Annotated in this window: 3 protein-coding genes and 1 tRNA gene; 2 read left to right on the top strand and 2 right to left on the bottom strand. The window is 67.7% G+C overall.

Annotated elements, in window-relative coordinates:
- Positions 1-662: 662 nt before the first annotated feature.
- Both groL and R2N01_RS11050 read right to left on the bottom strand, forming a co-directional pair.
- Entirely contained in the window at positions 663-2,285 is a 1,623-nt protein-coding gene (gene groL / locus R2N01_RS11055) for a chaperonin GroEL (RefSeq protein ID WP_316671167.1), read from the bottom strand.
- 523 nt (positions 2,286-2,808) lie between these two features.
- Positions 2,809-3,087, bottom strand: coding sequence for a DUF3263 domain-containing protein (locus R2N01_RS11050; protein ID WP_316671165.1), 279 nt, complete (start codon positions 3,085-3,087; stop codon positions 2,809-2,811).
- Between the two features lie 213 nt (positions 3,088-3,300).
- On the opposite strand from R2N01_RS11050, the gene manA reads away from it, so the two are divergent.
- Together manA and R2N01_RS11040 are read left to right on the top strand one after the other, a co-directional pair.
- Positions 3,301-4,491: a mannose-6-phosphate isomerase, class I gene (manA, locus tag R2N01_RS11045; RefSeq protein ID WP_316671163.1), complete on the top strand. Its 1,191-nt coding sequence runs from the start codon at positions 3,301-3,303 to the stop codon at positions 4,489-4,491.
- A gap of 115 nt (positions 4,492-4,606) precedes the next feature.
- Positions 4,607-4,679 (top strand) — tRNA-Thr (locus R2N01_RS11040).
- Positions 4,680-5,080: the final 401 nt, after the last annotated feature.

The raw sequence follows: 5,080 nt of genomic DNA, 5'->3' as shown, positions 1-5,080 counted from the left end.
CAAAAAACAAAACAAAACCAGAAACACGCTGTTGAGTTATCAAGAAACAACCACCGCTGAACGGCGACTCGAATCACCGTAGTCGACCGATCCATCGAAATCAAAACACGATCTCGGATTTCTCGTCAAACCAGGAAACCATTGATGGTTACCGGACCGACCACACGCTCTCTTGTCACCGGCAGCAGGCAGCCTGACTAGTGTAGACCCTTGAGAACCCGGAATCAACCAGACCCTCTCCGGACACCGGCACCGACTCGGGACCACCCGCAGGAAGCGGCCGAACCCCGTCAGGAACCCTTCTCTTGTCACACCACCTTGCGGCAGCTCGGAGAACGTTACCCCGGAAGCACCGCGCATGCAAATCGAACGATCCGTTCAGCTGCAGCAGCCGGCACCGGAGGAACGATTCACCTTGTCACCTTGCCAGAGGGTGGATCCACACCGCCGCTGCCGCTTCGCCCCCGGTAGACACGACGGGCCGGCCTCGTGCCGAGGAGCCCCGAGGGCAGGGGCCGGCGCCAGGCAACCGGCCAGGAAGCGCCCCCATCGCCAACGAGCGCGACCGCCGCTGGACAAGCCGTTGGACAGGTTGAGGGGCCGGCCCACCGGGGCCGGCCCCTCAACCGAATCGTGCAGGTGGCCCATGCCACTGCAGGGGATCAGTACATGCCACCCATCTCGTCGGCGCCGGCCGGAGCGGCGGGCTTCGGCTCGGGCTTGATGGCGATGACGGCCTCGGTCGTCAGGAAGAGGCCGGCGATGGAGGCGGCATTCTGCAGGGCGGAGCGCGTGACCTTGGCGGGATCGATGATGCCGGAGGAGACCATGTCGACGTACTCGTCGGCGGCAGCATCCAGCCCCTGGCCCTTCGGAAGACCCTTGACCTTCTCGGCCACGACGCCGCCCTCGAGGCCGGCGTTCACCGCGATCTGCTTCAGCGGGGCCTCGACAGCGGTGAAGACGATCTGGGCGCCGATCTCCTCATCGGCCGTCAGTCCAGCGGGCAGCCCGGCGGCAACGGCGGCCTGGATGAGGGCCACACCGCCACCGGGGAGGATCCCCTCCTCCACAGCGGCCTTGGCGTTGCGGACGGCGTCCTCGATACGGTGCTTGAGCTCGGAGGCCTCGACCTCGGTGGCGGCGCCGACCTTGATGACCGCCACGCCGCCGGCGAGCTTGGCCAGGCGCTCCTGGAGCTTCTCGCGGTCGTAGTCGGAGTCGGAGTTCTCGATCTCGGTACGGATCTGCTTGATACGGCCCTGAATCTGGTCCCTGTCACCTGCTCCGTCGACGATCGTCGTGGAGTCCTTGGTGACGGAGACGGAGCGGGCACGTCCGAGCATCTCGATCGGCAGGGTGTCGAGCGAAAGGCCGACGGTGTCAGAGACGACCTGGCCACCGGTGAGGGTGGCGATGTCGCCCAGCATGGCCTTACGACGGTCGCCGAAGGCCGGGGCCTTCACGGCGACGGACTTGAAGGTGCCGCGGATCTTGTTGACGACCAGGCCGGCGAGAGCCTCGCCGTCGACGTCCTCGGCGATCACCAGGAGCGGCTTGCCGGTCTGCTGGACCTTCTCGAGGATGGGCAGCAGGTCCTTGAGGGACGAGATCTTGCCATCGACGATGAGCACATAGGGATCGTCCAGGGCGGCCTCCATGCGCTCGGTGTCGGTGACGAAGTAGGGGCTGATGTAGCCCTTGTCGAAGTTCATGCCCTCGGTGAGCTCGAGCTCGAGGCCGAAGGTGTTGGAGTCCTCGACGGTGATGACACCCTCTTTGCCGACCTTGTCCATGGCCTCAGCGATCTGATCGCCCACGGCGGGATCGCCGGCGGAGATGGAAGCGGTCTGGGCGATCTGGTCGCGCGTCTCGACGTCGATGGCCAGCTTGCTCAGCTCGGCCGAGATGGCCTCGGTGGCCTTCTCGATGCCGCGCTTGAGCTCGATCGGGTTGGCCCCGGCGGTGACATTGCGCAGCCCCTCACGCACCATGGACTGGGCGATGACGGTCGCAGTGGTGGTGCCATCGCCGGCGACGTCGTCAGTCTTCTTGGCGACCTCCTTGACCAGCTCGGCGCCGATCTTCTCATAGGGGTCGGAGAGCTCGATCTCCTTGGCGATGGAGACGCCGTCGTTCGTGATCGTGGGAGCGCCCCACGACTTCTCCAGGACGACATTGCGACCCTTGGGGCCGAGCGTGACCTTGACCGCATCGGCCAAGGTGTTCATACCCGCCTCGAGGCCACGGCGGGCGCCGCTGTCGAATTCAATAAGCTTTGCCATGTTCGGTGGGAATCCTCCCGCGCCGGTCGCCCGGCGCTTCGTTGTCCGCGCCGGCCGAGCCGACGCTTCATTGTCAATGTGAGGCGGATCGACGATGCCCGCGACGGACGGCTCTTGCGAGCCTCACCCCCGATCCTCGGGTGGCACTCAGCCACACCGAGTGCTAACCACATTCTTAGCACTCGAACCCATGGAGTGCAAAAGTTTTTCACCGTCGGGTTGAGCGGCTCCGGCTCAACCCGTGACGCCCCGGTGGGGCGGACGTCCGACGGGCGCACCGCGGGAGGGACGGGAGCGGAGCCGTCCGCCCGGGTCGCCGGGGCTCCGTGCTCCCGCGGTTCCGCGCATCGGACGAGCGCCGCCCGGCCAAGAGCCCCGGCGCGGGCTGTCTCTCGCGCGCCGTTGCCGATGAGGATGCGCGCCGCATCGCCTACCGCAGCCCCTTCCACGCATTCCCCGAAGCCATCACGGTCGTCACCGCACAAGAATTCTTCAGGAACAGTTCTGAACAACCATCCCGGGCTCAGCGGGCCAGGCGATGGGCCGAGCGCTCGCGGTGCCGCTGCTCGCGCAGGCGGCGCAGGCGCTTGACGAGCAGGGGGTCGTGCTCGAGGGCCTCGGGGCGGTCGATCAGCGCGTTGAGGATCTGGTAATAGCGCGCCGTCGACAGGTCGAAGCGGTCCCGGATCTCCTCCTCCTTGGAGGAGCGGGCCGTCCACCAGGACTTCTCGAAGTCGAGGATGGCGGCGTCGCGCTCGGACAGAGCACCGTTTTCATCGATCTCGTGCACCAGCTGGGACATGCCTCGAGTCTAGCCCACGGGAATGACATCATTGTCATTCGCAGCCCGTCCGGCCGACGCCTTCGACGGGGAGCCCATGGAGAGGGTTCCCCGTGGCGGAGGGAACGGGTCCATGACACTATAAGCAGGCAGGTGCCTGACACGGCGGTCCCGGGAGCGGGCGGTCGGTGTGAGTGCGCGCAACGACCAAGCGGGAGGATGTAAGGACCACTCATGCGACCATTGACGGGCATCGTGAAGAACTATGCCTGGGGCTCTCCTGACGCGATCCCGGCCATTCTCGGCGTCGAGGCCGACGGGAACCCGCAGGCCGAGTACTGGCTGGGCGCTCACCCGTCCAGCCCGGCCGTCATCGGTGACACCACCCTCGACCGGCTCGTCGCCTCCCGCCCCGAGATCCTCGGGAAGGCCGGGCGGCGCTTCGACGGGCAGTTCCCCTACCTCATGAAGATCCTGGCCGCCGCCCAGCCGCTGAGCCTGCAGGCCCATCCGTCGTGCGACCAGGCCCGCGCCGGTTTCCAGGCCGAGGAGGCCAGGGGCGTCCCGCTCGACGATCCCACGCGCACCTACAAGGACACCTGGCCCAAGCCCGAACTGCTCGTCGCCCTCGGCCCCTTCGAGGCTCTGTGGGGCTTCCGCGATCCGCTCGAGACCGCCGAGCTCTTCGACGCCCTCGAGCCGCGCGAGTCACTCGAACCGCTGATCGGCCCGCTGCGCCACCGCGGCGCCGAGGCCGGCCTGGCAGAGGTCTTCCTGGAGTGCCTGTGCCCCGACGAGACGCATCGGGCCATGACCAACGGCGTGCTCAGCGCGGCGCTCGACCACGCCGACGACAGGGGGAGGGTGGGTCGATTCGCGCGCCTGGCCATCGGCCTGGACGAATTCCATCCCAGTGACCCGACGATCCTGGCCGCACTCATGCTCAACCATGTGCACCTGAACAAGGGCCAGGGTCTGCACGTGCCGGCCGGCGTCCTGCACGCATACCTGAGCGGCACCGGGATCGAGATCATGGCGAGCTCCGACAACGTCGTGCGCGGCGGTCTGACACCGAAGCACATCGACGTCGACGCCCTCGTCTCGCTGCTGCACTTCACACCGGACGAGCCCGACATCATCACGCCCTCCCCCGTCGGGGCCGGTGTCTCCTACTACCCCACCGACGAGCCCGAGTTCTCGCTGTGGCGCGCCGACCTGGCGCCGGACCGCCCGACCGACCTGCCCGGTGCCGGGCGCGCGCGGATCCTGCTCGTCGTCGAAGGACACGTCTCGATCCAGGACGAGCGGGGCGGGGAGCTCGGCGAGATCCACCAGGGCGAATCGGTCTTCTTCGAGGCTCCCGAACGGGTCCGCCTGCGGGGCAACTGCCTGGCCTTCGTCGCCGCCTCCGGCGACCTGGAGTGAGCGGGCGGGAATCGCCCGGCGCCGGGCGATTGGCCGCACCCGGCCCGGGACGGCACAATGGTTCGTGCCCGTCGGCCCTGCCGTACGAGCCGCCGGGGCCGACTGGCCCGGCGACGCCTCCGTAGCTCAGCGGCCAGAGCATTCGCCTTGTAAGCGAAGGGTCGAGGGTTCGACTCCCTCCGGGGGCTCCCCTCGCCGGTCATGCACCGCGGGTCATGCACCGGAGGCGCAGTGGCTCACCACAACCGGGGTGCAGCAGCGGATGACGGGCTGACGCCGGGCGGAGTGGAACAGATCTTCCGGACTCCGGGCAGTGCCGAGTTGCCGGGGCCGGCCCGACCCGTGGGATCTCCTGGTATTCGCTGCGGGCCCCGGTGATCGAGTGCTGAGCGGGGCTCGTTTCCGGGCCGCAGCGCAACCCGGGCCCAGGATGTCACGACCCCCTGCCCGGGAACGGGACGACGGGGCCCGGAGGACCGCCGGGCACCGTCAGTGCCGACTGCAATAATTCGGTAAGCACGATGAGGGAGTCAGCATGTTCGCTTTTATCGGCCGCGCCGTTTCCCGTCGCCCGGTGGTGTTCGTCATC

Origin of the sequence: uncultured Propionibacterium sp., from assembly GCF_963539965.1 — a bacterium.
Taxonomy (GTDB): Bacteria; Actinomycetota; Actinomycetes; order Propionibacteriales; family Propionibacteriaceae; genus Propionibacterium.
This window is presented reverse-complemented; position numbering and strand designations above follow the sequence as displayed.

Excerpts from the sequence above, each read along its gene's own strand:
- groL (WP_316671167.1), bottom strand. The coding sequence starts at position 2,285 with ATGGCAAAGCTTATTGAATTCGACAGCGGCGCCCGCCGTGGCCTCGAG.
- R2N01_RS11050 (WP_316671165.1), bottom strand. The coding sequence starts at position 3,087 with ATGTCCCAGCTGGTGCACGAGATCGATGAAAACGGTGCTCTGTCCGAG.
- manA (WP_316671163.1), top strand. The coding sequence starts at position 3,301 with ATGCGACCATTGACGGGCATCGTGAAGAACTATGCCTGGGGCTCTCCT.